This is a genomic window from Psychrobacter sp. C 20.9 (genome assembly GCF_001921765.1).
GTDB lineage: Bacteria > Pseudomonadota > Gammaproteobacteria > Pseudomonadales > Moraxellaceae > Psychrobacter > Psychrobacter piscatorii_B.
In genome coordinates, this window is the sequence record NZ_MRYC01000022.1 from 24,436 (window position 1) to 50,458 (window position 26,023).

At 41.8% G+C, this 26,023-nt stretch carries 16 protein-coding genes and 1 pseudogene; 15 read left to right on the forward strand and 2 right to left on the reverse strand.

Annotated elements, in window-relative coordinates; translation table 11 throughout:
• Positions 1-268: 268 nt before the first annotated feature.
• Positions 269-1,249: a GlxA family transcriptional regulator gene (locus tag BTW00_RS12465; protein WP_058024894.1), complete on the reverse strand. Its 981-nt coding sequence runs from the start codon at positions 1,247-1,249 to the stop codon at positions 269-271.
• Between the two features lie 227 nt (positions 1,250-1,476).
• Between BTW00_RS12465 and BTW00_RS12470 the strand changes: the two genes are divergently transcribed.
• The 3 genes from BTW00_RS12470 to BTW00_RS12480 all read left to right on the forward strand — a co-directional run bounded on the left by BTW00_RS12470 (position 1,477) and on the right by BTW00_RS12480 (position 5,654).
• On the forward strand, positions 1,477-2,733 hold the full coding sequence (locus tag BTW00_RS12470; protein ID WP_178379308.1) for a M24 family metallopeptidase: 1,257 nt from the start codon (positions 1,477-1,479) through the stop codon (positions 2,731-2,733).
• A 280-nt stretch (positions 2,734-3,013) separates the two neighbouring features.
• Positions 3,014-4,477, forward strand: a complete 1,464-nt coding sequence (locus tag BTW00_RS12475; RefSeq protein WP_058024893.1) for a sodium:solute symporter — start codon at positions 3,014-3,016, stop codon at positions 4,475-4,477.
• Between the two features lie 223 nt (positions 4,478-4,700).
• Positions 4,701-5,654: a DMT family transporter gene (locus BTW00_RS12480; RefSeq protein ID WP_227511605.1), complete on the forward strand. Its 954-nt coding sequence runs from the start codon at positions 4,701-4,703 to the stop codon at positions 5,652-5,654.
• Between the two features lie 292 nt (positions 5,655-5,946).
• Here BTW00_RS12480 and BTW00_RS13865 read toward each other — a convergent pair.
• Positions 5,947-7,056, reverse strand: a pseudogene (locus tag BTW00_RS13865) (IS3 family transposase).
• Between the two features lie 204 nt (positions 7,057-7,260).
• On the opposite strand from BTW00_RS13865, the gene BTW00_RS12495 reads away from it, so the two are divergent.
• The 12 genes from BTW00_RS12495 (at position 7,261) to BTW00_RS12550 (ending at position 25,374) form a co-directional block, all read left to right on the forward strand.
• The gene (locus tag BTW00_RS12495) at positions 7,261-9,051 is read left to right on the forward strand and encodes a ShlB/FhaC/HecB family hemolysin secretion/activation protein (RefSeq protein ID WP_083603655.1); all 1,791 of its coding nucleotides are present in this window, start codon (positions 7,261-7,263) and stop codon (positions 9,049-9,051) included.
• A gap of 70 nt (positions 9,052-9,121) precedes the next feature.
• The gene (locus BTW00_RS12500) at positions 9,122-17,110 is read left to right on the forward strand and encodes a hemagglutinin repeat-containing protein (protein ID WP_075107679.1); all 7,989 of its coding nucleotides are present in this window, start codon (positions 9,122-9,124) and stop codon (positions 17,108-17,110) included.
• Between the two features lie 13 nt (positions 17,111-17,123).
• A complete protein-coding gene (locus BTW00_RS12505) occupies positions 17,124-17,486 on the forward strand; it encodes a DUF5376 family protein (RefSeq protein ID WP_075107680.1) in 363 nt (120 codons plus the stop codon).
• A 68-nt stretch (positions 17,487-17,554) separates the two neighbouring features.
• Positions 17,555-17,947: a hypothetical protein gene (locus tag BTW00_RS12510; RefSeq protein ID WP_075107681.1), complete on the forward strand. Its 393-nt coding sequence runs from the start codon at positions 17,555-17,557 to the stop codon at positions 17,945-17,947.
• Positions 17,948-18,022: 75 nt separating this feature from the next.
• Positions 18,023-18,658, forward strand: coding sequence for a hemagglutinin repeat-containing protein (locus BTW00_RS12515; protein ID WP_075107682.1), 636 nt, complete (start codon positions 18,023-18,025; stop codon positions 18,656-18,658).
• A 105-nt stretch (positions 18,659-18,763) separates the two neighbouring features.
• On the forward strand, positions 18,764-20,254 hold the full coding sequence (locus BTW00_RS14120) for a hypothetical protein (protein WP_218609024.1): 1,491 nt from the start codon (positions 18,764-18,766) through the stop codon (positions 20,252-20,254).
• 1 nt (position 20,255) lies between these two features.
• The gene (locus tag BTW00_RS12525; RefSeq protein ID WP_075107683.1) at positions 20,256-20,582 is read left to right on the forward strand and encodes a hypothetical protein; all 327 of its coding nucleotides are present in this window, start codon (positions 20,256-20,258) and stop codon (positions 20,580-20,582) included.
• 371 nt (positions 20,583-20,953) lie between these two features.
• Positions 20,954-21,490, forward strand: coding sequence for a hypothetical protein (locus BTW00_RS12530; RefSeq protein WP_075107684.1), 537 nt, complete (start codon positions 20,954-20,956; stop codon positions 21,488-21,490).
• Position 21,491: 1 nt separating this feature from the next.
• On the forward strand, positions 21,492-22,010 hold the full coding sequence (locus BTW00_RS12535; protein WP_075107685.1) for a hypothetical protein: 519 nt from the start codon (positions 21,492-21,494) through the stop codon (positions 22,008-22,010).
• Positions 22,011-22,316: 306 nt separating this feature from the next.
• On the forward strand, positions 22,317-22,775 hold the full coding sequence (locus BTW00_RS12540) for a hypothetical protein (RefSeq protein WP_228724555.1): 459 nt from the start codon (positions 22,317-22,319) through the stop codon (positions 22,773-22,775).
• A 137-nt stretch (positions 22,776-22,912) separates the two neighbouring features.
• Entirely contained in the window at positions 22,913-23,494 is a 582-nt protein-coding gene (locus tag BTW00_RS12545; RefSeq protein ID WP_075107687.1) for a hypothetical protein, read from the forward strand.
• 137 nt (positions 23,495-23,631) lie between these two features.
• On the forward strand, positions 23,632-25,374 hold the full coding sequence (locus tag BTW00_RS12550) for a VENN motif pre-toxin domain-containing protein (protein WP_075107688.1): 1,743 nt from the start codon (positions 23,632-23,634) through the stop codon (positions 25,372-25,374).
• Positions 25,375-26,023 lie beyond the last annotated feature (649 nt).

Here is a 26,023-nt window from a genome sequence, read left to right on the forward strand (position 1 = left end):
TCCCAAGTTTAACTGTACGGATTTGACGGCAGGGGTCAAAGCTAAGTTTAAGTTTCAATATATGAAAAATAGTAAAGCCATAGGAGCAATGACTTTTATGGCTTTTTTAATTTGGAGGTTTTATCCTAGATTCTATGTAACTGCCGTTTAGATTAAAGGCTTACTAATACAGTCGTCAAACAGAATCATAAAGTGATTTTCTGATGTCTTTAGGGTAGTCAAAGAATACCGTTAAGCCATCCTAGTTACTGCGTCAATAAAAAATAGGTTATATCAGCTGATTCTCTTGCCTGTAATGGCTTGGTGTCATGCCATAGTTTTTTTTGAAGGCGCTAGAGAATGCACTGTTATCGATAAAGCCGCTTGCTAGTACGATTTGGCTAATAGGCAGCGTAGTATGTTTAAGAATATATTTGGCGTGTTCAAGGCGCAATCGCACGTAATACTGTTGCGGTGAACAACTAAAATTTTTGTTAAATATGCGCTGTAATTGTCTACTTGATAATCCAAGATGATGGGCAATATCCTTAACGCTTAAAGGCTCTTCAAGATTGGTTTTCATCAATGCAATAGCATCTATTACATTGGTATAGCTACTGCTCAGTATTTTTGGCTTGGGCATATGCTGTACGTAAGTAGGCTCACGTATAGAGGTGATAATAAACATGTCTTGTATCTTGGAAACGATATGATGACCATGATGCTTATTGATGATATGTAAAGTCATATCCAATGCGCAAGCTCCACCTGAACAAGAATATAGCTGCGGTGCTATTGTAAATATTTGGTCATTAAAAATAACACCTGGATAGCTTTCTTGGGCTACGCTGATGTTCTCCCAATGCAATGAGGCTGCTTGCTGCTCAAGTAAGCCCGCAGCAGCCAATGCTAGCGCTCCTGTACACAAACCGCCAAGTGCAATATCCCGTACTGCCAATCGCTGAATTAAGGTAATGAGCTTACTAGATTCCAAGTAATCTGTTTGGTGTCCTCCGCATACAAATACCAAGTCGCAGGTTAATAAGTAGTCGAGTGGTGCAGTATGACTTAACTTAATACCGTTACTACTACTGGTTTTATTGTCATCGAACCCTGCCACCACCCACGAGTATAAGAGTTGCTCGCTCACATAATTCGCCATTCGAAGTGGCTCAATGATATTGCTGAACGCGAGCATGGTAAAGCCATTAATCAGTAGAAACCCAATACGCCTAGGCTTGTCTATCATCTTTTCCGTTATCTGAGTCATTTTTTATCGCCTTCAGAACATACCTAAAATTCTGGCTAATGTTAAGTTGTTTTTCTATATGTCCGATTATAAACATAAAATGTCGCTTATGAAAAAATACCTTATTAATTTTACCTCTATTATCGAACGTGTTCTCAGTTAATTATTACCTACTTTGGAGACGTTCCATGTCAGCACTAAAAGACCTTACTAGCACGTTATCTTCTACAGATTTTTCTCGAAAATCGATGAATTCATTAAACCTAACCTCTTTAGATGGCTCATTAGATAATCTGCATCTCCCAAGTCTAATCGAAATTAAAAACGGCCAGAAAGTGCAACCGACTTTTAGTCATCAAGAATATGCAAATCGTCATGAGAAACTTCGTGAGTATTTAGATAATCATGGCATTGTGGCGGCGCTTTTTACCTCGATACATAACATCAATTACTACTCTGACTTTATATATTGCTCTTTTGGGCGACCTTATGGACTAGTCGTTACTTCAAAAGAAGTCGTGTCAATCTCTGCCAATATCGATGGTGGACAGCCTTGGCGGCGTACTGTGGGCGACAATAATATTGTTTACACTGATTGGCAGCGTGATAACTATTTCAAAGCCATTGCTCAACAAATTCCTCATCACGGTCGCGTCGGTATTGAGTTTGATCATTTGCCGATGGATCGCTTTGCTAAGCTCAAAGCTATTTTACCCAATGTAGAGTTTGTTGATATTAGCCTAGCATGTATGACCATGAGAATGGTTAAGTCCGCTGAAGAGATAGCGCTAATAACAAAGGGCGCTCAGGTCTGTGATATTGGTGGGGCGGCATTGGTACAGGCTGTTTATGATGGCGTGCCCGAATACGAAGTTGCCTTGGCATCTACACAAGCGATGGTGAAGGCTATTGGGGAGCAGTTTGGTCAAGTGGAACTCATGGATACATGGACTTGGTTTCAATCAGGTATCAATACCGATGGTGCCCACAATCCAGTAACCAATCGCCGTGTCCAGTCGGGTGATATATTGAGTCTTAACTGTTTTTCTATGATAGCAGGCTACTATACCGCGCTTGAACGCACATTGTTCTTGGATAAATGTGATGCAGATTCACTACGCTACTGGCAGATAAATTGTGAAGTGCATGAAGCAGGTCTTGAGCTTATAAAACCTGGCGTGCGCTGCTGCGATATCGCACATGAGCTGAATAAAATTTATGCAAAATACGACTTATTAGAAAAACGCAGCTTTGGTTATGGACATTCTTTTGGTGTGCTCAGCCATTATTATGGACGCGAGGCAGGACTTGAGCTACGTGAAGATATTGAAACAGTGCTTGAGCCAGGTATGGTCATCTCTATGGAGCCGATGATTATGATTCCAGAGGGCATGCCGGGTGCTGGCGGTTATCGAGAGCATGACATTTTAGTCATCAATGAGACGGGCGCTGATAATATCACAGGCTTTAAGTACGGCCCTGAGCATAATATTATCGGTCGTTAATGTAGGGGAGTGTCATCAATCAATACTGTCTATATTGAGTGGGCTACCATGAATAATTTTCTTATTTTAAGCCCGCCAACAGAGATGATGATGCGCCTCGCACAATGCAATTATTTTCATATTTTACTTATTAAGGAAATAACATTATGGACCTGTTTCTTAACAGCTGGACGTTATTTTGGTTTTTGACCATTAATGTACTGACGCTATTACTGGCAGTGAGTTATTTCTTCGTAGAGCGTCATAACAAGTAATGTAGTAAACGATACGAGGAATCGACATGTTTATTAATTGGATGATATTGTTAGCAGCAATTGCACTTCTCATTGTATTGGCTAGTAAAGCGTCAAAAGTCATGTCAGCAGATGAGGAAAGTGGTTTTTTAGTAGCCGGTCGCTCATTAGGGCCTTTTGTTATAGCAGGTACTGTCGTGGCGACTGGGTTTAGTGGTTGGGGCTTTATGGGTTCACCTGGTGCCGCATACCAATATGGGACGATTGAGCTTTTAGGTAATTTCTTTTTTGCACCAGCCATGGTCGTCGCCGTATTATTCTTTGCGGTCTATTTGCGTAATAGAGCCATGAAGATGGGTAGTAGTACCATTCCTGAATTTATTGTCAACTTGCACTGTAATGATCGAAATTCAATATCTGCTCGCACTTTGCGTATTATCACGTCTTTGGGCATGATTATATTTTTGACCGTATTTTTGACGGCTCAGATTAGAGCGCTTGGTATGTTGGGTAGTAGCTGGCTCGGCATTTCACCTCTTCTGGCTTCTGCGCTTTTATTGGTGATTATTACTATTTATACCATGGCAGGCGGATTGCTCGCTGTTGCTTGGACTGATACTTTTATGGTGATTGGGATGGCCGCTGCTGCCATTTATATAGTGGTTCAGGTGTTCACTGACATTCCTTTAGCAGATATGATGACGCAGCTGAATGCGATAGATCCAAACCTTGTCAATCCAGAGAGTTCTAACCCATATGGTAATGCCAAAGCTTCTGTTTTTCTAGTATTTGTCTATGCGCTTATTTTTAGTACTGCATTGCCTTATATGTCAGTACGTTTTTTGGCGATGAAATCTAATATTAGTATTGCCAAAACAGGCTTTTATACGGCCATTCTAGGGTGTGTTTTGAGTTTGGTGCCTATCGTTGGTTTATATGTTCGTATCAAAAACCCAGGTCTGATCAATCCCGATGAAGCAATGCCTTGGTATTTAGCCAATGCTATTCCAAGTGTGGTGGGTAGTGTGATCACTTTGTTTATTCTTTTTGCTATGAAGTCTACGGCAAACTCTATCTTGCATACCTTATCAACTGCTGCCTCACATGATTTGCGTTTGGCTATATTTGACAATAAATCTCGCACTGAGGCTGAACTATTGAAACTGAATAGATTGTGGGTCGCTATTGTGGCTGCTATCGCCTTCATTTCTACTTTCTTCTTACCTGAAGCGATGCTTAGCTATCTAGGCATATTCTCTAGCGGTACTTTAATGGCAGCTCTATCTGGTGTACTTTTGGTGACTATCTTTTATAAAGGCTCAACGATGGCTGCTATTGCCTCTATTATCGTCGGTGCTGTTTGCAGTAGTTATCTCTTAACAACAGGTATTGTCGGCTGGGTAGAGGGACCTCTTATCGGATCAGCTGCATCAGCCATCACTTACGTGGTCGTTAGTGTATTGGTTCCTAATAGAGTCAAAGCCATATCAGAAGAATCTGTCAGCGCTTAGATATAGATACTTATATTTATGAATACTTAACAGAGCCTAAACTAACCGCTGAGTTTATTGACTGATAGTCATAAATTCAGCGGTTTACGTATTCAGTAAGGCTGGCAAGTATGAGTTGTATAGATAAGCTAATGCTGATTAACACTCAGTTATTTTGTACCATTTTTATATTTACTCAATGATATTACGAACATTTTATGTTCAATAATAGAGGTGACTAGTCGTGGAAGTATTGAAAACCAGACCTATAGCGGTTGATGTCAAGCCATGGATTGGCACCATACAAATTGTCATGGCGGCCATATGTTGGGGCACACTTGGTATATTTTCGACTTATCTTAGTCAATTAGGTTTTAGTAGTTGGCAAATTACGATATTGCGTATCATAACGGCAGCTATTATTGCTATAACGATGTTGCCTAAGATCTGGAAACCATTAAGTAGGCTAACACTCGGTCAATGGTTTGGGCTTGGTCTACAATCCCTAATTGGCGTACTGGGTATGACGGTTTGCTACTTATTTGCAGTGCTTCATGTGGGAGCAGGCACAGCAGTCGCATTACTCTATACGGCGCCAGTCTTTAGCTTGATATTCTCGCACCTATTATTAGATGAGCGAATTACTTATAAAGCTGCATTGTTAGCAATTGTAGCAGTGATTGGCGTTGGTATGACTACGATGGGTGGCACTACTGAAGGGAATTTGGGTGTTGCCGTTGGGCTGCTTTCTGGCGTTTGTTACTCTTTATATGGTGTGCTTGGTAAACGCGCCATGCATCATAAACACTCTGCACCACTTGTCTTTTTTACGTCAATTTTGTTCAGTGGCATTGTATTATTGTTCATTCCTACCACGTATACAACTTATTATAAGCTGATACAGCTTCCCGTTATTAGCTGGATATATGTACTGGGCTTATCTTTGGTAGGTACGATTGCACCTTTTGCATTATATATGAAAGCATTAGAAAAACTACCAGCCACACGCGCGTCAGTATTTACTATCTTTGAACCTTTGACCGCAATATTTTTGGCAGTGTTGCTCCTGCATCAAATGTTATCAGGTATTCAATATATAGGCGTTTTTTTGATTTTGCTCGTTGCTTTATTAAATGGGCTAACAAATTCGACCAATGTACAACTGCCGAGATGGTTTAGAAGACAAAAATTATCGTAATTTAGTCTTATAGACATTATTATTTATAGTACAACTCTCTCAAATCAGTTGCTGAGCTCTCAAAAATATTGAGGTGCGCTACAAGTTAATAGACAGTTATTGAAAGCACTCTAAATATTGAGTATACAGCTTAGAGTTCGATTTCTGTATAGCGCACCGATCACGATTTCATACTATTTTCGGACTTGTGAAGCGCATTAGTCAATATAAGGTGAATTAAATAAATGGCTCATTTGGATATATAGTCAGTTTGTAAATACCCCATTCTTAACACAACATCATCGTAGAATAATTAAGCCACCTGCCTGTACTCGGCAGGTGTCATATCATTAAGTGAATCATGGGGTCTTTCGTTGTTATAAACCTTGATCCATTCCTCAGTCAGTTGAGTAACTTCATTTAAATCATTGAATAAATAACAGTCTAAAACCTCATTGCGGTAACTGCGATTAAACCGTTCAATATAATCATTCTGATAAGGACAGCCAGGCTGAATATATTCAATATAGATGCCATGAGCTGATGCCCAATCAGTGAATATGCTGGATGTAAACTCACTGCCATTATCCACACGAATTTGCTTAGGATAGCCATGCCATTCGGCTAGCTGATCAAGGTAACGAATTACTCGAAGTGAGGGCATACTGGTACCAATATCAATACCTAATACTTCACGGTTGTAATCATCAATCACATTAAAGGTTCGAAAGCGAATATTGTTGTGTAGTCTGTCGCTCATAAAGTCCATTGACCAAGTATGACCCAATGTATTTGGCACACTTAACGGCTGGGGGTTACGTGTTGGTAGCCGTCTTTTAGACTTACGGCGTAGGTTTAAGTTTAACGCGGTATAAACACGGTGTACGCGCTTATGATTCCATGAATAGCCAAGCTTACGTATGCGTTTAAAGCACTTTGGGAAACCCCAACGATTGTGCTTGTCAGTAAGCTTGTTTAAGACATCAATAATCTCACTATCATCAGATAGCTTAGGCTTATAGTAGTAAGCGGTTCGACTCATGCAGACCACCTGACAACTAACTGCAATACTAACACCATACTGCGCCTGCAATTCTTGCGCCCAGACTTTGCGCTCGGGTACAGGCGCTATAGCTTTTTTATGATCTCTTCGGGCATTTGCGCTTTAAGGCTTAAATCAGCATACATCTGTTTGAGCCTACGGTTTTCTTCTTCAAGCTCTTTTAGTCGTTTGACGTCAGACGCTTCCATACCTCCATACTTGGGTCTAACTTCGCTATCGCTTCGTCTTGCGTCACTAAAACAGTCTCCCAGACTGTTTCTTAACGTTCCTCATTATAAAAGTCGAGCTAGCAATCCCGTATTTACGACACAGCTTTTTAGCAGGTATCCCAGCGTCTGCTTCTTTTAATATCGATACGATTTAGGTCTCAGTCATTCGTTTGCTCATATCAAAACTCCTGCTGGTATTTTATAAGAAATTCTACGTTTGAGCTGTGCTATTTTAGGGGATAGTTACAAGGTTATTCTAAAAAATCATATCAAAACAATGAGCTAATGAATACAAAACAGCTTGCATTGAACATCAGTCGGTAGCATAATCCACCATTATAAAAATGGTGAACTTATGTATACAGATATTTCAAAAGCGCGTATTACAAATCATGCGTTGAGTGTTTTATCACTTAGTGTGGCTAGTATTATGGTTACTATGAGCGCTCATGCCATTACACCGGAACAATACCAAGAGCAGCGTAGTGAGGCGTTAAAACAGCAGCAATTGGTTAAGCCCAATGTCAATATAAATACTGACACCTATCAACAAGCACCTTCAGCTCCTATTGTATCAGCTAGCCCTCAGAGTACTGATCCCGCCTCAACCGCTTGTTTCGACATCAATCATATTTACCTAACAGGTGAGCTGAGCGAAAAGTTCACCTTTGCCCTGATGCCTTATACGACAGGTAGTGGTTCTTTATTAGGCAGTTGCCTGTCCGCCAACGACATCAATCAGCTGGTTACCAACGTCCAAAACCGCATTATTGAAAAAGGTTATGTCACCACCCGCGTCTTGGTAGAAAACCAAAACCTCAAGTCAGGCAACCTATTCCTAACCCTCATTCCTGGTCGTATTGATCAGATTGTTGCCACCGATGTTCAATCTACTCGCCCTATCTATATCGATAACAGTGGTAACCCTGCCAACTTTGCCCCTGCCATGCCAATGAAGTCTGGCGATCTGCTCAATGTACGCGACATCGAGCAGGCGCTTGAGAACTTCAAACGTGTACCGACCGCTGACGCCGATTTCTCTATTGCTCCAAGCAGTCGTATGACAACACCTGGCTATAGTGATATTCAAGTCAAATGGCAGCAGGGCAAGCGCTGGCGTCTATCGGCAACGGTAGATGACTCAGGTCAAGACAGCACAGGCGTCTATCAAGGCAATGTGACGCTATCACTCGACAACCCAACGTGGCACAACGATCTGTTATACCTCTCTTATAATCATGATCTTGATGGTGGTAATGACAAGAGTGATGGTAGCTGGGGCTACAACATCGGTTATGTGTTGCCGTTTGATAATACCCAACTAACACTGACCCATAGTGGCTACAACTACGATCAAACAGTCGCTGGCGTCAATCAAGACTACGTCTATAGTGGCGAATCTTACAACACCGACGTGCTCGTTAGTCATTTGGTGCATCGTGATAATCACAGTAAAACCTATCTAAAAGCGGGTGGCTTTGCCAAGCAGCAAAGCAACTTTATCGATGACACCGAGGTTGAAGTACAAAAGCGCCGCACCGCAGGCTATCAAGCGGGAGTCGGCTATGAGACGGTCATTGGGAAAACCCAGTGGATTGGCGATGTGATATATCAACGCGGTACGGGTGCATTTGACGCCATCGACCCGCCTGAGGCGTTATTTAATGAAGGTAGTGCGCGCGCAGGTATTGTAAAGGTAGGTGTGGATGTCAACCAGCCGATTCAGCTTGCAGATAATTCCTTAAATTATCATGCGACCTTTAAAGGTCAGTATGCCACTGAGGCACTGGTGCCCAATGATCGCTTAAGTATCGGTGGTCGTTATAGTGTGCGCGGTTTCGATGGTGAGCGCAGCTTGAGCGGGGATCATGGTGCCATCTTAAGACAAGAGCTGAGTGCTTATATTGGTGACAAGCCTCATGCCGTCTATGCAGGCGTCGATGCAGGCTATGTCAAGCTTGATAATGCCGAGCAAGATGATTTGCTGCTCGGTCATCATTTGGTTGGTGGCGTCGTCGGGGTAAAAGGCTATGTCACTCCGATTCGTACCAGTTATGACGTATTTGCAGGCTACCCACTAGCACAGCCTGACAATTTTAGTGACAAGGAATGGGTCACAGGCTTTAGCCTTGGATGGCAGTACTAAATCCTATCGTTGTCAAAACCATATTTGCTATCAAACTTCTTGTATAAAAATTATCTCAAAGGACATCACCATGAATGCTCAATGCTACCGAGTTATCTTTAACAAAGCCCGCGGAATGCTCATGGTGGTGTCAGAGGCCGCACGCTCTCAAGGTAAAACAAGCAACCCTAGCGAGGGTGGCAGCACTATTGGCCAAGTAGCAGGCACTTCGCAGACATTAGGGTCAGCTCATGGGCAGGGCTACTATCAAGGCGGCAGGTTTATGCCCCTGCGTGCGCATATGCTGCTAGCGCTAGGGCTTGCGACCATGGTTGGTAGTGTCAGTCATAACGCCTATGCTGATAGCACCAATATTGTCGCTGATCGCAACGCGGCTGCCGCTCAGCAAGCCACCATACTAAAATCATCCAATGGCACAACCCAAGTCAATATTCAGACGCCAAGTAAAGCTGGGGTCTCACGAAACGTCTTTAGTCAGTTTGATGTCGGTGCTGATGGCGCCATCCTCAATAACAGCCGTAAAAATGCGCAGACGCAGCTTGCGGGTTGGGTAGAGGGCAACCCATATCTGGCACGCGGTGAGGCGCGCGTTATTCTAAACGAGGTCAATTCAAGCGATCCCAGCCGTCTCAGCGGCTACACCGAGATTGCAGGTGGTCGGGCGGAGCTGGTGATTGCCAACCCTGCGGGCATCACCTGTGCTGGTTGCGGCTTTATTAACGCCTCGCGTACCACGTTGACGACGGGTCAAGCCTTGATGGATCAAGGCAAGCTTACCGGCTTTGATGTGACAGGTGGGAAGGTTCGCATCGATGGCGATGGTATGGACAGCCTAGGCAGTGACTATACCCAAATCATTGCCAAGACTACTGAGATTAATGCAGGAGTCTATGCTAAAAACCTAGATGTGATTACAGGCAGTAATCAAGTTAGTTATGAGGAAGAGGGGGCTGATACTGTTGTTACTGCTAACGATAGTACCTCTAACAACAATGCTACTAATAACGCCACGGGCGTGGCACTGGATGTCTCAGCACTGGGGGCAATGTACGCAGGGAAAATCCGTCTGATCGGTACCGACAAAGGCATGGGCGTGACCAATGCTGGCAGTATTGTGGCAAGCGCTGGCGGTTTGCAGCTCGATAACAATGGCAACCTGATCAATTCGGGTAGTCTGATTGCTAATCAAGGTAAGGTTAACATCGTCACGAAAGGCTTTGATGTCGATAATTCAGGGACGATTGCAAGCTCTCGTGAGACCGCTACGCTGAATAGCAGTACCTTGAATAACAGCGGTGTGCTCAGTAGCCGCGATACGTTACAACTCCAGCAAACAGGCGCTATCAGTAACTCAGGCGAAATATCTACAGGTAGCTTTGATGTAAAAGCGGCATCATTAAATAACAGCGGCTCACTACTACAAACGGGCTCAGGTAACCTTGCCATTGATAGCTCTCAGCTGCTCAATAAGCAAGGCGGTATCATCGGGCAAGATCTTTATCCGAGTGATAGTAGCACTCCGCCCAGTGTGACACCTTCTAAAACCCCGCCGACGACTGCCAACAATGGCAGTAGTGTGGGTACAAATCCAACCAGTCAGCCATCTGAAACGCCTGCGCCATTACCCGTTATTACTCGCGATGGCAATATTAACGCAAATAATCTCACCAATATGGGCAGTATCTATAGCAATGGTAAGATCAATGTTGCAACCGATAGTGTGGCTAACCAAGATAAATCTAGCTTAGCGGTCAGTACTCTGAATATCGTTGATAATGGTAGCGCCTCTAATACTGACAGTCGCTTGCAACTTGAGTCAATAGATTGGCAATTGGCTAATTTTGATAACAGCAAAGGTCAGATTACCGCGACCAACAGTATCCGTATCCAGTCCGCTGATGGCATTGACAATCAGAACGGGATTATTGCGGCATCAGGTAAAATTGACTTGCAAGCAGTGGGCCAGTTTAACAATACCAAAGGCGAGGTACAGTCCAACGACAGTATTCGTATCAAAAGTACAGCGCTAGACAACACGCAAGCATTACTCAGCAGCGAAAGCAATCTCAGTATTGATACCGACGGCATGCTTATTAATGACAAAGGTGATATAAAAACCAATCAAGACCTCAATGTGGCTGCTAAAGGCTATAGCAATACGGGCGGCACCATGATTGGTGTTGAGCGCGCCACTATCGATGTCTTTGATGATATTGTTATCAACAGTACTAATAGTGATATACAAGCGGGTAATCTGACCATAAAGACGCAAGGTAACTTTACCAATTCAGATACGTTGTCTGCACAAAATGCGCTCAATATCAACGCACAAAATATCCGTAATCAAAAAGATGCTGAGCTGATTAGCAATGGCACAACAGCACTTAATGCGGCAAAAGATATTGATAATAGCGGTTTGATCAATGGTGCAAACACCTATCTTACAGCTGGAGATCGTGTCAACAACCACAGTAATGGTCGTATCTTTGGTGACCATATTGCCATATCAGCTAAGACGCTGAACAATAGCCCTGATGCTGTGACTGGTGTTAGGACTGCCAGTACAACCGCCCCAGCACCAGTAATTGCTGCGCGTACTCGCCTTGATATTGGCGTTGTGAGCTTAAATAATGATCCCAACCAGGCACGCGCAGGCAAATTTAACTCAGACTTTAATGCTCAGGCCAAAATACTGAGTAATGGCGAGCTACATATTGGTGGTAGCTTAGATGCTGAGCATCAAGCCATAGGCCGTGCGAGCACCGTCACCAATAAAGGCGCTTCTATCGAATCGGTAGGGGATATGAGTATCACGACGGACACGCTCAATAATGTGAACGCGGATTTTGTGACTCAAGCTTTTACCATCGAAGAACATGAAGGTAAAAAACAATTCGCTAATGGCAAAAATGGCAGAAAATATAACGAAAATGAAGTTGAATTGCGTGATGACAAAGAGCTTGATGATGAGGATCTTTATGTTATTGCGACTGATAAACCTTTAGGTGAAAGCGGTGGCGAAAATTTTTGGATATTTGAGTTTGATGAACGTATTACAGAAGATAGAACGGTAGTATCAGACCCTGCCAGAATCGTATCTGGTGGTGTCATTACGCTTATCGGTGATCAATTAAATAATGATAAAAGCCAGATTGGTCTGGGCGATGGTTTTCTAGTGACAGGAGATACCGTCAATAATGTTGGTAAACAAGATCTGCAGGGGTATAAAACCAAATATATCGAAAATGGTAAAATGACCTATAGACATGTTGAATCTGATGGTTTTTTTGGTGGCAGTCATAAAATTGAAAAAGATGACAAAGGTGCGTATGTGCAAGCGCCTGAGAGAATTGATAGCTACCAGCTCCCTATTTTAAACCAAAATATAGACAAAACCGTCGTGGCTTATGAGGTGACGGACAGTAACGCGCCACAAACCAGCAATATTCCGACGGAAGAAATTCGTAGCAGTAATGACGCGCCAACGCTACCAAACAGCAGCCTGTATAGCACCAATCCAGATAGCAGCGCCGATTACCTCATTGAGACCGATCCTGCCTTTGCCAACTATAAAAACTGGCTGTCATCCGACTACATGCTAGATCGACTACAGCTGGACCCTAATGTCACTCAAAAGCGTCTGGGTGATGGCTACTATGAGCAGCAGTACATCCGTGACCAAATCATGATGCTGACAGGTCGCTACTATCTTGGCGATTATGGCAGTCAAGACGCGCAGTACAAAGGATTGATGGATGCAGGTATCACCACTGCGAAAGCTTTAAATCTACGCCCGGGTATTGCCTTAACGGATGAGCAAGTCGCCAAATTGACGACGGACATCGTCTGGCTGGTACAGCAGAGTATTACCCTCGCTGATGGTAGTACGCAAACCGTACTCGCCCCCAAAGTCTACACCCGCCAAGCCGTCGATCAAATCGATGGTACAGGCAGCCTCATTGCTGCCAAGCATCTTGACATGCAGCTTACAGGCGACCTTAATAACCAAGGCAATATCGTCGGACATCAAAGCGTCAAAATCAATGCGGCCAACCTCACCAATGCGAATGGTGGTCTGATCAAAGGCGACTACGTTCAGATTGGCACGACTAACGATCTAAACAACCTCGGTGGCAGCATAGATGCAGGCAGTGCTATGCAGCTGGACGTGGGCGGCGACTTCAACAATCAAAGCCTTACCTACACCACCAGCTCTGCCAAAGGGGCAAGCTCAAGTACACGTACTGGCATCAGCCAAATTGCCAGTATCTATGTTGGTGATGGTCTCAAAGGTCAAGTAGACGAAAAAGGCAACCCATTAACCACCTTCATCGCCAACGTGGGTGGCGACACCACCTTTGCTGCTGGACGCTTTGACAACCAAGGGGGGCAGAGTGTCATTGACAGCAAAGACGATGTCAAACTTAATGCTGTCAACGTGGGCTACCAGTCCAACAGCATAGGCGATGCTAATAACTACTTTAAGCAAGGCGAATCTATCGATATCGGTAGTCAACTGAGCAGCACTAGCGACCTCGTTATCAAAGCAGGCAAAAATATCACAGGGGTGGCCAGCCAAATAAACAGCGATAATGGCACGGTTGGTATCTTAGCTGACGGCAATGTCGATTTTACAGAGGGACGCAATAAACAGAACCTCAGTACTGCCGTTAAAACCACTGACAAAGGCTTCTTAAGTAAAAAGACCACTCAAGACCGCTATGATAGCCAAAGCGATAGTGCGATCCGCAGCAACATCGAAGGTGACAAAGTCATCGTCAAAGCTGGACAAGATATCAACTTCAGAGCCACCAATGCCATCAGTGATCGTGGCACCCAGCTGAGCGCTGGTGGTGATGTCAACATCCTAGCCGCTGAGAACACGTCTAGTGAAACCAAATTTAGTCAAACCAAAAAATCAGGGCTGTTTGGCACAAGTGGCGGACTTGGCTTCACCATTGGTAAACAGCAAACCGATGACAGCAATACCAAAACGGCGCTTACTCATACCGCCAGCAACATTGGTGCCATTGATGGCAACGTCCTCATTGATGCAGGTGGCACCTATCAGCAGACGGGCAGCAACCTCGTCGCTGGAATGGGTGCTGACAGCAACAAAGATATAACAGACTCCGATCGCGGCAACACCGTTGTTCGTGCCAAACAGATCAACATTGACAATGTCATGGACGTCTACACTAACCAAAGCGAGCAAAAGTTTAAACAAAGCGGACTCACCGTCTCTGTATCAAACAGCCTCGTTGATAATGCAAAGAGTATCGACAACCTCATTAATGCGGGCGGTAATACAGGCAGCACCCGCATGAAAGGCATGGCAGCCGTCGCTGGTGTCCTTAAGACAAAAGCGCTTGCTGAGGAAGGATCAAATGCGTTAACTGCGTTACAAGGTGGCAATCTAAAAGGTGTGGGCAGCACCCGCATACAAGCCACCATCGGCTCATCAAAAAGCCAATCGAACAGCAGCAGCGTCACTGAAGTCAACCAAGGCTCAAGCATCAACACCAACAACCTAGCGCTTATCGCCACAGGGGCAGGCACAGACAGCGACATCAATGTTAACGGCAGCGATCTAACCGTCAGTAATGACGCCCTATTCAAAGCCGACAACGACTTCAACGTCAATGGCGTCGCGCAAAACAGTCAAACCCGCAGTAACAACAAAAGCTCAAGTACCGCCCTTGGTGTTTATGCCGCCACCAACCCAGGCAAAGATGCCAGCTATGGCATCACCGCCAGTGCCAGCAAAGCCAAAGGCCATGCCAACAGCGACAGCACCACTTATGCCAACAGTCATATCAACGTTGGCGGCACAACTACCTTTGACATTGGCCGAGATGTCAACATCAAAGGCGGGGTCATTAACACAGATCGTGGCCAAGGCACCATCGGTGGCGACATGACTATTGAATCGCTACAAGACACCGCTACTTATGACAGCAAGCAAAAGAACATGGGCTTTAGTGCTGATATTGATATGAAAGGCGCAGGCTCCAGCTTATCGGTCAATGGCGGCAAGACTGACCTTAATGCCGACTACCAAGCAGTCGGTGAACAGTCAGGCATCTTTACAGGCGATGGCGGTCTTGATCTTGCTGCTAAAGGAAAAACCACACTTATAGGCGGGGCGATTACCACCACCGAAGCCGCTCGTGACGCAGGACGTAGTAACTACGAGAGTCTTGGCGGTATAGAGACGCAAGACATCAAGAACACCACCAGCTATGACGGTGATGCCATCCAAGTGGGTGTGAGCATCGGTAATACCAATAATAAACCGCAAGCCAGTATGAACGGCCTTGGCTACGGCAGTGATAGCGACAGTGACAGTAGTGTGACGCGCGCTGGTATTACAGGCATTGCAGGTAACAAAGACATCACCACGGACAATCGTGCAGAGTATGCAGGTGCACTTGAGAATGTGTTTGATGAAACTCGTGTCAATGAGGAGCTTAGGGCGCAAGTAGAGATCACCCAAGCCTTTGACCAAGAGCGTCGTAAGATTAAGACCGAGATTAATGCTAAAGAACAAAAATTACGTAAAGAGGCAGAAGAACAAGGACAGCTAGGTAATACTACTGCTCGCGATAAACTTATCGAACAAGCAGACAAAGTACAAAACCAAGGATTATTGTTTGATGCCATCTCTGGTGCTATCTATGGACCAAATTCAAACGGCGCTACGGGTTATGTGGCTAAAGCGGCAAGTCCTTTTGTAGCCAATCAGATCGGAACGTATTTCAAAGCAAATGAAGTTGTTAATAGTATAGATGGTGGTGATCGGTCAGAGCAAGGCAGCGCCGCTCATATTTTAGCTCAAGGTGTATTGGGCGCAGCGATCAGTTATGCAACTGGTAATGATGCAGTGACTGGCGGCGTTTCAGCTGGTGCAGGTGAGGCTACGGCGCCTCTCTTATCTCAATTCCTCTATGGTACCAAAGACTCAAGTAAGCTAAATGCTGAACAGAAAGATACGATTAGCGCTATTACTAGTACTTTGGGTGTTGGAATTGGTGCAACGACAGGTAGCGCAAGTAATGCAGCTAACGCAGCTGAGACTAGCAAGGTTGCGGTTGAAGATAATTATCTGACACAAAAGCAGATAGATGGTTTTTCAGAACTACTGAAAAGAAATCGTGCTAAAAAAGGAGGTACAGACGATTATCAGTATTTGCAACAAACTATTATGCCTCTTATGGCGAAAAGAATTTATGAGAATACTATTGCACTTGATAGCTGTTTAAAAAGCGGTAATCCGAATAGCTGTTTGCCAAAGTTCCAAAAATTATTTGGACAAGTTAATTATAATGAACTAATAAAAGAAGTTGGAAAAGGACAGAATCCAGCTTCATATAATCAGATAATTAATTATGCTTCACGTCATAATGATCTTGCAAGTTGTGCTTCAGGTAATAACGTCAATGCATGTTCTAATTTAGCAGAGTTTAAGCGAAACTTTGAAGCAGGCGTCCTTATAGGTGCTGGGATAGGTAAGTCGCTTTTAAAACCCTCTCAGAGTTCTGTAAACAGAGCTGCTTCTAGCGATAATAACATTGGTAGAAATAATCCAAACTATGATAAAGCTAGACACGACAAAATTAATGATAGACAAAGTGGCGATTATCTAAATCAACAAGCAAGTAAAAATGTTAGTAAAGTCAACTCACCAATTGATTTTGATGGGCATATTATAAATGGCGAAATTAAATCTGGAGGTAGAGTAGTAGGAGGGCATAGTATTCAAGGTAATGTTAGAGTTGATAAAGTGATTAATAAATATGCAAATGGCGTTTATAATGCTGAAGTTTCTGTAAAAAATCCAAATGTGCCCAATAGTTATTTACCAAAATCAAATAACGAAGGAAGAGCTACTATGTTTCCAGATTCATGGACTGGTGATAGAATTAAAGTAGAAGTAGACTATGCATATAAAAATAAAAGAGTAAATGGCAATAAGTGGTTTGGTACTACACAATCTGGAGTAAAGGTTGAAGGTTTCCTTGAACCTAAAACAACTGTTTACCCTAGTAGAAACCAATAAAGGAGAGGTTGATATGAGTATGGTTTTTTATTATTTTAAAAATGAAGATTGGGACAGGCTAATACCATCATGTCGCCCTTTAGATAATAGTAATGAAATGAGAATGCTATCCTACTATTTATCGGAGTTAGATATTGAGTTTTCAGAAAAAATATTAAATAATTTAGAAGATAAGAATATTAAACTATTGGATATAAGCTCTGAAACTTGGCAAGTTATCATAGATAAAAAAAATGTCGTCATATGTTCTATGTATGATGAAGGTAATAATGACTTTAAAGCAACTATCGAAATGAATGTTTTTGAAAAATTTGTAGTTGCATGGAAAAATTTTTTGAAGCAAGATTCTATTACTGATATAGTTATTAATTATTAAAGTTGATAATTACTCCAAAGACGAAATTTTATGAAATATGCCGGTTTAATAAATAATTATAGTTTAAAATGAATATTAAATATTTGTGGAAGTACGATGATGTAGATCTAGTGCCTGCTATAGACTTAAAATCTAATTCAAATGGTTTTAAGGGATTGATAGTTAATTTTTTAAAAAATGACGAAGGTCTTGGCTTAGAATATTTGAGAAAATGGATAGCTGAAGGTTTTATAGAAATTGAAAAGGTTAGGCTAGGGGAATTAGATTTTTACGATATGTGGGGACAGGCCTGGGGGGCAGAAGTTAGCCCAGATAACGTTTTAATATATTGGGGATATGATGATAATATAGGTGAAGAAGATATGAGTTTTGAATGTTTTTATACTATAGTAAAAAATTGGAATTCTTTCTTAAATTCTGAACCTAGTTTATATAACGTAATTGAGTTTGAACTAAATTAATTCTATAGAGCGTAATTTGGATAAAGCTTATAGCACTCAAGATTAAGATTCATTAACTAAAAGCTACGACTCCTCATGACTCGTGGCTTTTTTATTTTTCTAAGCCAAATCAACATTGGTGGCATCACCACCTTTGATATTGGTAATGACGTCAACATCAAAGGCGGCGTGACTAATACGAATAGAGCGCAAGGTACTATTGGTGGCGACGTCAACATCGAGTCGCTACAAGATACGGCCACTTATGACAGTAAACAAAAGAACATGGGCTTTAGTGCTGATATTGATATGAAAGGCGCAGGCTCCAGTCTTTCGGTCAATGGTGGTAAGACTGACTTAAATGCGGAGTATAAAGCAGTCGGCAAGCAGTCAGGCATCTTCACAGGCGATGGTGGTTTTGATCTCACGGCTAAAGGCAAAACCACGCTCATAGGCGGAGCGATTACCACCACTGAAGCCGCTCGTGACGCAGGGCTTAACAACTATGAGAGTCTTGGTGGCATTACCACGCAAGACATCAAGAACACCACAAGCTATGACGGTAATGCCATCCAAGCAGGACTCAGTCTCGGTGACACAACAGGAAAACCGCAAGCGAATCTAAACGGTCTGGGCTACGGCAGTGATAGCGACAGTGACAGTAGTGTCACGCGCGCTGGTATTACGGGTATTGCTGGTAATAAAGACATCACCACGGACAACCGCGCATAGTATGCAGGCATTCTTGAGAATAGCTTTGATGCAGAGAAGGTCAATGAGGAGCTGGGGGCGCAGACGCAGATTACGCAGGAGTTTGGTAAGGAAGCGCCGAAAGCAGTGGCTGAGTTCTCAGAAAGTCGTATCAAAGCCATTAGAGCTGATAATACTCTTAGTATTGATGAAAAGTTAGAAGCTATTGCCAAATGGGATGAAGGTGGTGCTTACAGAGTTGCCATGCATACCGCGCTTGGTGCATTGGGAACTGGTAGTTTAGAAGGTGCTTTAACCACAGGTGGTGTTGCAGCAGCTGCACCAACGCTTAATGAGGTACAAGCTAAAGTAGCGAAAGCACTAGTAGATACAGGTTTAAGTGCAAACCTTGCCGAAGGCGCTGCAAGTGGTGTGATTAGTTTATCTCTACTAGGGGCAGGTACAGCTGCTGGACTCGATACGTCAAGTACGGTGACGGCCACTAATGTAGATGCTAATAATAGGCAGTTGCATCCGAGTGAAATTAACGCACTAAAAGCACGTGCGAAGTTATTAGCAAAAGGAAACAAGGATTCAGAAGAATACTGGTTGAACTTGCTTTATGGCGCTGCCTACGCAGAGGTAGATGCTCAAGGTAATAAAAAATATAATCAGTATGAGCAAGGTATAAGAAATGGTATCAGTGCTTCAAGTCAACTAGGTGCCTCACTTGGAAACGCGTACCTTGCAGACTACAAGAAAGCTGAAGATATTATTGATGAGATGGCAAGAAGTAATAGCTCAGTTTACTTAAAAGATAACAAAGGTAATAGGATTACTGATAACAAAGGCAACAATATAGGATTCTTAAGATCTGACAACAATCAGTATAACTATAATACCTTACTGACAAATACCTACCCACCTTCACCACCAAACGGCGGTACATCATTACGTAGTAATGACCCAAGAAGAAATTTAGGCACAGCGTTAGAGTCACAAACTAGAGCTGCTGCTGGTCAAGTGGCTAATGTGGGTTCTGGTGCTATAACGCCGATATATCCTGAGGATTATGCACTCTTAGGATATGGAGCTGCTAAAACTGTTACGAATATTGCAAAAAATAGTATTGCTAAAGGGGCTGCTGCTAAGGCAACTGAAAAAGGAATAGGAACGAATCAGAATTACCAGTTTAATATGGTAGAGAATCCAGGTCCATTATCACAAGTATCTAATATTCCAAAAGATAATCCAGCGCTGAATTTCTCAGGTGGTAAATACAACTCTATTATTTTAGATAAAGATATAGTGTTGTATAGGGCTGGAAAAGGTGGTGGTGGGAAAAACGCGTTGGGTCAATGGTTTACTGAAAAACCTGTTAAGTCAATTGCTCAAGTACGAATCGATTTAGCAGTTAAACCTCAATGGATTGATAACAGTGGTGCTTTGACAGGGTCATCACCTATCGAATCTGTATACGCGATAAGAATACCTAAAGGGACTACAATTTATAAAGGTCCCGTTGCTAATCAAGGAGGGGTGTATGTGGGTGGTAGAAATGTTGAACAGATATATGTTGACAAACCGTGGACTATAAAAGGTGTAGAAGTAATTTCAGAAAATTCATTAGGAAAATAATATGAATAATAAAAATAGATTAATTGAATTAAATAATTATTTCATTGAATTAAGAAAGATTTTGATTCAAGAGAACGAGAATAATTTTATAAGGGGTATCGATGTAATTCTAAATAGAATACAGCATTCACTAAATTACGATGAAAACGCCAAAGCAACTATTGAAAGTGTTGGTGACACTTACAGCTTTATGAATTCTGGTAACGGTAGCTTTTCTGACTTTTTCATTTGGAGGGAAAATTTTGATGAAAGAGTTGAAGTAAATGAAGTACTAATAGAATTAAGAAACAAAATAACCTTTTTGATAGCAAGCGTTAATGATAATTGATTGAGAAGTTTTAAATATTAAGTCAAACCTTACCGCTAATAGGAGGCAGCCCGTAGACTGGGTGAAGCTTGCGACACCCAGAATCGTATTAAATTAAATATCAAATTTTTTGGTGTTGTTCTAAAAAGCCCGTAGGTTGGGTTAAGCTGGGTACTGACTTAGGCGCAGGTGGTGTAGTATTAAATATAACCAAGCCGAAGCCTAGAGCTACAGTAAATAGCGCAGCTTCTAAAGCAGAAATAGACGCTCAGCGTATTGAGAATAATGTTAATGTTGATAATCCAAGCTTCGGTAATTCAGCCGTAAGGGATTTTACAGCAACACCTAATAACCCAGTTATACATCGCGCAGAGAATATTAATGCAGGTCAGGTGACAGATCGAGACGGTTTGCCACGTACAGGTAGTACCAAAGGTATAAGTGATAGTCAGATTATTGAGATGAACGAAGAATGGCCTTCCTATTACGGAACTGGATATCCTGCTTGGAAACCTGGAACAACAGTTAAAGATAGAGTTGTCGATCAACCCGAAACTTACCGTATGGTAGTTAGCAAAGATCAGTACGAAACTATTATTGATCCGAAAAATCCTAATCCGTCTAAGTCCTTAGGGGGATGGGCTACTCAAGAACCTGTAAATTCAGTTAGTGATATGCGAAATAAATTAGCTGTGACAGAAGAGTTCAAACCAAAGAATTTAGATAATGGTGAGCCTAATAGTTTTTATGTAGTTGAATTTGAAGTAAAATCTGGAGTAGGCGTACGTGAAGGTATAGCAGGAACAATGTACGATACAGTGACGAAAAAAACTTTACCAGGTGGAGTCAAACAAACTAACTTTGTAGATAAGTCTCCCTATACTAATCCTGAACTATTTGAAATAAAAGAAATAAAGGAAATTAATTAGTATGAAAAGAATTTGTTGTATTTATAAAAGAATTATATTTAGTAATAACGAAATAGTATATAGAATTAGTTCTGGCTCACCTGCTAAAAAATCAGATATATTTTTTGAAGATTTTGTTGAATGGAGTAGTGTAAAAGACCGTGGAAGTTGTATTGAGTATACTGTTAATCTTATGATGGAAGATGGAACTACTCAAACTATTACTTCATTTGGAATTAGGTCTTCATATATAATCGATAGTAAGTATGTAATGCTAGTTTTTTTTGAAGATAACGATAAATTTATTCCACCTAATAATGCCGCGGTCTATAATGCTGCTGGAGAATTATTACAGCAGCTTGAAAGCCCTAAAAATGAACAAGGTTGGTACATACATAGCATTTGGTGTGAAAAGGTACATTTGAGTAATTCACTTGGTGTTTATATTACTAATGATAAAGACTGGCCTGCATTATGCTTTTGTAAATATACAGGCGATCCAAAACTTATATGGACAGGAATTCAGAAAGAAAGAAAATAGAGCAAGATATGCTTTCCTAGTATAGGATTGCTTCAGAAATATTTATACTATAATTTATTCTACAAAATTATTGATTTAACTAGAAGCTACGATGCACGATACGTATCGTAGCTTTTTTTGTCATGAATCCAAAAGCAGGTGAAGCACCAAGAGTTTATCAATCTTCAATTGCGTCGACGACTAATCCCTTATGAGTGACCAATGTGGGTAATGCAACTCAAACTATAGTGCCAAATCGTACATTATGGGATGAACCTGCCAAAACTAATGACGTTATAAAGGTTAAATAATATGAAAGAGTTTAGTATGAACGAGCAAGAAATTAAGCAAGCTGCTATTGAGTTTAAAAAAGCGCTTATCGAATGGAAGTCTAGAGAAAAAATAGTAAGAGTAGCTTCTATCCATCGTCCTGAATGGGATGACGACGACATTCAAAAGTCCATTCAATTCAATACTAGACTAGTTAGACCAGTATTAGAAGCATTCGAGCCTATATACCGTCTAGCTATACAGGGTAAAATGAAGAAGCCTTTCGCATTGCAAAGTTATATGATGAGCTATACTGGTCGAGTGTTAGGCGATGAGTTGTCATGGCCTGAAGTTCGTGAACCGTACGATAGGATGATTGATAGCTTGACTGGAGGCTTAGAATATAAAGAGTTCATGAATACCAGTTATTATAAAGATAGAAAGCTACCAGAATATTACGATCAAGCGGTTAAAGAAATCGTAGCAGAGGGTTGGAGTCATAATTCGCCACTATAACTATTAAGAATCTTTTTCAGGAAGTAGTGAAATAATCATTAATAACGAAAGTGACTTTTTTCTTAAAAAACCTGAATACTTCGGAGAATTTTATAGAAGAAAGGAATAAGTTTTCTAGAAAATAAAAGGAAATTTTAATGAGTATTTCTTATAGCTACGTAGATATTAAAAATTTTAAAATGCTACATGTTGGCGAAGGTCGCAGTGCATGGCACCATTGGGGGTTAATGGATCACGAAGGTGTGACTATCAGACTGGATTATTTGGGCTATCCTGAAGAAAAGAGTTGTTATCTACCTCATTGTTTGTTGAAAAAGTTATATACCGCGTTCGATAGCATGGACACATATGTAGGTGTATTATTTCCTGAAGAGCTTTACGAGATATTTGTAAGCCAACGATTTACTGAAGAAGAAAGTGAAAAAGCGTATAATGATAGGACAGGTTGCTTTTATTTGGATGTTTGTGAAGATGAAGAAGGTTATATACACTTAACTACTTTACTACCTGAGTTATTGGACATAAATATTTTAGAGAAAATAGCAAAAGATCCTGCATTAGATATTATGCTCTTTGATAAGGTTCAAGATAGAGTAGTATTAGACCGAACGGTCTGGAAATATAAGCATGCTAGATGGTCGCAAGAATGGATTGAATACTGTAATAAGTTAGTTGCAGAAAATACTGATTTGCAGCGTTTCGAACAAAAAGAGTTATAAGGTTTAGCTTGTATGAAGCCTATAATTCCAAGAAGAAATAAAGTAAATTTAGTTAAAAGCTACGATTTTAAACGAATCGTAGCTTTTTTTATTTTTCAAAATAAGACACAGCCACTTATGACAGCAAGCAAAAGAACATGGGCTTTAGTGCTGACCTTGATATGACCACAGGTGAAGGCTCTAGTCTTTCGGTTAATGGTGGCAAGACCAACCTAAATGCAGACTATAAAGGCGTTGGCGAGCAGTCAGGAATCTTTACAGGGGATGGTGGTCTTGATCTTACCGCTAAAGGTAAAACCACGCTCATAGGCGGAGCAATCACCACCACCGAAGCCGCTCGTGACGCAGGACGTAATAACTATGAAAGTCTTGGCGGTATAGAGACGAAAGAAATTGAGAACACCACCAGCTATGACGGTGATGCGATCTCTGTCGGCGTCAGTGTTGGTAATACTACTGGTAAACCACAAGCACAAATGAATGGTATTGGTTACGGCAGCGATGGCGACAGTGATAGCAGTGTTACTCGTGCAGGTATTACAGGCATTGCAGGTAATAAAGACATCACCACGGACAACCGTGCTGAGTATGCAGGTATCCTAGAGAATAACTTTGATGCTGGTCGGGTGAATGAGGAGCTTGGGGCGCAGGTAGAAATCACCCAAGCCTTTGACCAAGAGCATCGTAAGATTAAGACTGATATTAATGCCAAAGAGAAGAAGTTAAGGGATGAGGCAGAAGAAGCCAGTAATGCTGGAGACTATCATACAGCACGAGAAAAATTTGATGCGGCAGATAAGCTTGTAAACCAAGGTCTGCTATTTGACGCCGTTGCAGGTGCAATATATGGACCAAACAGTAATGGCGCGACGGGTTATGTTGCTAAAGCTGCCAGCCCTTTTGTAGCAAATCAGATCGGGACTTATTTTAAAGCAAATGAAGTCGTCAATAGTATAGACGGTGGGAAGCGATCGGAGCAAGGCAGCGCCTCTCATACTTTAGCTCAAGGTGTATTAGGCGCAGCTATCAGTTATACGACTGGTAATGATGCAGTGACTGGCGGAGTTTCGGCAGGAGCAGGTGAGGCTACGGCTCCCGTTTTATCGAAGTTTCTCTATGGTAGTAGTGATCCTACCAATCTAACGGCTGAGCAAAAAGATACCATCAGTGCTATTACTAGTGTAGTCGGTCTGACTATCGGTGCGACTACAGGTAGTGCTAATGATGCAGCCAATGCAGCTGAGACCAGTAAAGTTGCGGTTGATAATAATCATAGTGCTGATTTGCGTGTTGATAAACAACTAGGTCGTGTAGGAAAATCGCCATTCAGTGATAAAGAAGCACGAGTTATAGCAGCTAGTATTGGTATAGCTGTTTGGCCAGTAGGGGTATTAGATGCTTATCTCAAAGCTGATAGTGATGCAGATAAAATACTGATAATAAGAGAAGCCTTTGGTGGGATCAAAGCAAGGGCAATTAGTGAAGCGTTGCAAGAAGCAAGAGGGGTTAAATCTAGCAAAAATGACGCGGATGGCATGGAGCCTGATAATGATTTGTATTCTAACAAACCGAGTGGTAAAAGAGAACTAGCTAAAGGATTAGTTGGGAAAAAATTCGAAGCTTGGCTTCATTCTAGCTATGGAGGTATTGAAAGCTTCTCTAAAGGTGGCAGGGAGTTTGATGGAGCCTTTGGCAATAGGTGGTACGAAGCAAAATCTGGCAATTATTGGAGAGATGTTACCTCTAAGCCACGTAAATTGGAAAAATTCAGATCAGATATGGGAGATAGAAAAAGGATTGCAAATGAGAATGGTGGAACTTATGAATTGCATTCCAACACTCCGGTAATCCCCCCAATAAATAAGAACACTTACAAATAGAGATTAACTGCTAGAATACCAGCAGGAGATACAAATAGTACAAATCCCAATCGTGATGGCGCTAGGGCTGCGAAAGGCAAGTGTAAATACCCCATGATTCACTTAATGATATGACACCTGCTGAGTACAGGCAGGTGGCTTAATTATTCTACGATGATGTTGTGTTAAGAATGGGGTATTTACACCCAAACTACTAGCGATATCCAAGTTAATAGCAGAATGACTATTTGAACTTTTCTAGTTAATGTTAATACTTTGAATTGCTTCAGTCGTCTTGTTAAGTGTCTCACTTAGTATCAAGCCCTTTTACCAAATCTGCCATTAAATCCTTATCCATCTGTCTGGTCAAAAATTCCAATAGATAGTTTCTCGTCTGTAATCAGCATCATATGTACAAAAAAACGTAGTAGCGGTGAGTATTGCCACCTATTCGTTTGATCTCTAGGATCTCGGCTAGCAATACCGATATGGAGAGCGCTTTTCGAATCATTAGATTGTTGCTTAATGTCTTGATAGTCAGTAGATGACATAGTTTCCATCAACAAATATTCGTTGCTACTCACCAGCCAAGGGAGTTTCCCAAACTCTGTGTAACTGCTTATAATCCACTAACAGGAGAATAAGCAATGACTACTCAATCTGACCTTAA

Excerpts from the sequence above, each read along its gene's own strand:
- BTW00_RS12465 (WP_058024894.1), bottom strand. The coding sequence starts at position 1,249 with ATGACTCAGATAACGGAAAAGATGATAGACAAGCCTAGGCGTATTGGG.
- BTW00_RS12470 (WP_178379308.1), top strand. The coding sequence starts at position 1,477 with ATGAATTCATTAAACCTAACCTCTTTAGATGGCTCATTAGATAATCTG.
- BTW00_RS12475 (WP_058024893.1), top strand. The coding sequence starts at position 3,014 with ATGTTTATTAATTGGATGATATTGTTAGCAGCAATTGCACTTCTCATT.
- BTW00_RS12495 (WP_083603655.1), top strand. The coding sequence starts at position 7,261 with ATGTATACAGATATTTCAAAAGCGCGTATTACAAATCATGCGTTGAGT.
- BTW00_RS12500 (WP_075107679.1), top strand. The coding sequence starts at position 9,122 with ATGAATGCTCAATGCTACCGAGTTATCTTTAACAAAGCCCGCGGAATG.
- BTW00_RS12505 (WP_075107680.1), top strand. The coding sequence starts at position 17,124 with ATGAGTATGGTTTTTTATTATTTTAAAAATGAAGATTGGGACAGGCTA.
- BTW00_RS12510 (WP_075107681.1), top strand. The coding sequence starts at position 17,555 with ATGAATATTAAATATTTGTGGAAGTACGATGATGTAGATCTAGTGCCT.
- BTW00_RS12515 (WP_075107682.1), top strand. The coding sequence starts at position 18,023 with ATGACTCGTGGCTTTTTTATTTTTCTAAGCCAAATCAACATTGGTGGC.
- BTW00_RS12525 (WP_075107683.1), top strand. The coding sequence starts at position 20,256 with ATGAATAATAAAAATAGATTAATTGAATTAAATAATTATTTCATTGAA.
- BTW00_RS12535 (WP_075107685.1), top strand. The coding sequence starts at position 21,492 with ATGAAAAGAATTTGTTGTATTTATAAAAGAATTATATTTAGTAATAAC.
- BTW00_RS12540 (WP_228724555.1), top strand. The coding sequence starts at position 22,317 with ATGAACGAGCAAGAAATTAAGCAAGCTGCTATTGAGTTTAAAAAAGCG.
- BTW00_RS12545 (WP_075107687.1), top strand. The coding sequence starts at position 22,913 with ATGAGTATTTCTTATAGCTACGTAGATATTAAAAATTTTAAAATGCTA.
- BTW00_RS12550 (WP_075107688.1), top strand. The coding sequence starts at position 23,632 with ATGGGCTTTAGTGCTGACCTTGATATGACCACAGGTGAAGGCTCTAGT.